This is a genomic window from Pseudomonas sp. AGC41, from assembly GCF_057334555.1.
In genome coordinates this window covers 90,804-92,673 of sequence record NZ_JBHFJB010000117.1, presented here as the reverse complement: position 1 = coordinate 92,673, position 1,870 = coordinate 90,804, and the positions used below count along the sequence as shown (strand labels likewise).

At 61.2% G+C, this 1,870-nt stretch carries 2 protein-coding genes; one reads left to right on the top strand and one right to left on the bottom strand.

Going from position 1 to position 1,870, the window contains the following annotated elements; translation table 11 throughout:
• Positions 1-15: 15 nt before the first annotated feature.
• Positions 16-930: a LysR family transcriptional regulator gene (locus ACE04F_RS20610; protein ID WP_486109546.1), complete on the bottom strand. Its 915-nt coding sequence runs from the start codon at positions 928-930 to the stop codon at positions 16-18.
• 297 nt (positions 931-1,227) lie between these two features.
• Here ACE04F_RS20610 and trhA point away from each other — a divergent pair, with 297 nt between their 5' ends.
• Complete coding sequence (trhA, locus tag ACE04F_RS20605) at positions 1,228-1,845, top strand: PAQR family membrane homeostasis protein TrhA (protein ID WP_486109544.1); 618 nt, start codon at positions 1,228-1,230, stop codon at positions 1,843-1,845.
• Positions 1,846-1,870 lie beyond the last annotated feature (25 nt).

Sequence of the window (1,870 nt, the reverse complement as noted above, 5' to 3'; positions counted from 1 at the left end):
AGGCGCGACTCGGTTTCAGACCTGGCGATTGGCATACATTCGGCATTCCGCCAACAACGCCAGCAGGTTCGGGTCGCGCTCCTTGGCCTTGAGGAACACCACGCCGATGTGCTGCTGCAACCGGTACTTTTGCTGCAACGGGATCAGTTTCACCCGGTTTTCATACACTGCCGCGATCCGGCCTGGGAGCAGGGCATAGCCCACCCCGGAGCTGACCATGCTCAGCAGGGTGAAGATGTCGTTGACCTGCATCGCCACTTTCGGCTCGAACCCCGCCTGCCTGAACACCCGGATACCGTCCTGGTGCGTGGCGAAGCCTTGGGTCAGGGTGATGAAGGTCTCGTCGCGCACTTCGGCCAGGTCGACCTCGCTGCGTTGGGCGAAGGGCGAGTCGGCTGGCGTGGCGAGGAAAATGTCATCGGAAAACAGCGCAATCTGCTCGCAGTCCGGGTCGTTGACACTGTCGTCCAGCGACACCAGGATCGCGTCGACTTCCATGTTCTTGAGCTTGTACAACAGGTCGATGTTGGAGCCCATGATCAGATCGATATTGAGCTCGCTGCGGCGGATCTTCAGGCCCATGATCAGTTGCGGCACGGTCTTGACGGTCAGTGAATACAAGGATCCCAGCTTGAAACGCTCGGCGGAAAAGCCGGCGGCCTCGCGCGTCAGGCGTACGCTTTCGACCACGTCCTGGATCAGCTTCTGCGCGCGCTCCTCCAGCACGTAGGCGCTTTCCAGCGGCGTGAGGTTGCGGCCTTCGTGCTTGAACAAGGGACAGCGCAACGCGCTCTCCAGCGAGTGAATGGCCCGATGCACGCTGACATTGCTGGTCTGCAACTCGGCCGCCGCCCGCGCCAGGTTGCCGGTGCGCATGAAGGCCAGGAACACCTCGAGTTTCTTCAGGGTCAATTCTTCGTCGATCAGCATGGGGCGGACTCTTGTTCGTATGGGCTGATTGTGCCCCATGTCTTCCTGGCGACGCGATTTAAGTGGCTGGAGAGGTTATGTGGCGAGGGAGCTTGCTCCCGCTGGGTGGCGAAGCCGCCCCAAGCATCTTGTGAGCGCCGCGCACTGGATCGCCAGCCCGGTCAAGCGGGAGCAAGCTCCCTCGCCACAAATGATCTTTTGCCACGGGGTTTGTGTTCGACGCTGAAAGCAAACCATTGCACTTTGCAGCGCCAGGCCTGAGCCTGGGCGCCTGTTTCGGAATGTGGGTGGGATTGGATGTATCACGGGGAACGACTCAACGCCTGGACGCACCTGGTGGGCGCGGTCGCGGCGTTTATCGGTGCGGTGTGGCTGCTGGTGATTGCCGGGATGGACGGCGATCCCTGGAAGATCGTCAGCGTGGCGATCTACGGGTTCACGTTGCTGGCGCTCTACAGCGCCTCGACGGTTTATCACAGCGTGCGCGGCCGCAAGAAAGAAATCATGCAGAAGGTCGATCACTTTTCGATCTACCTGTTGATCGCCGGCAGCTACACACCGTTTTGCCTGGTGACGCTACGCGGGCCGTGGGGCTGGACGTTGTTCGGGATCGTCTGGGGGTTGGCGGTGATCGGTATCCTGCAGGAAATCAAGCCGCGTTCCGAAGCAAGGATCCTCTCGATCGTCATCTATGCGGTGATGGGCTGGATCGTCCTGGTGGCGGTCAAGCCTTTGCTCGCCGCGCTGGGCAGCACCGGGTTTGCCTGGCTGGCTTCGGGCGGCGTGCTCTACACCGTCGGCATCATTTTCTTCGCGCTGGACCATCGCCTGCGCCATGCCCATGGCATCTGGCACCTGTTCGTCATTGCGGGCAGCCTGTTGCATTTCGTGGCGATTCTGTTCTACGTGCTTTAGCGCGATGGGGCCCCCTGTGGGAGCG

What these genes read in the sequence shown, in the direction of transcription:
- ACE04F_RS20610 (WP_486109546.1), bottom strand. Translation starts at nt 930, where the DNA reads ATGCTGATCGACGAAGAATTGACCCTGAAGAAACTCGAGGTGTTCCTG.
- trhA (WP_486109544.1), top strand. Translation starts at nt 1,228, where the DNA reads ATGTATCACGGGGAACGACTCAACGCCTGGACGCACCTGGTGGGCGCG.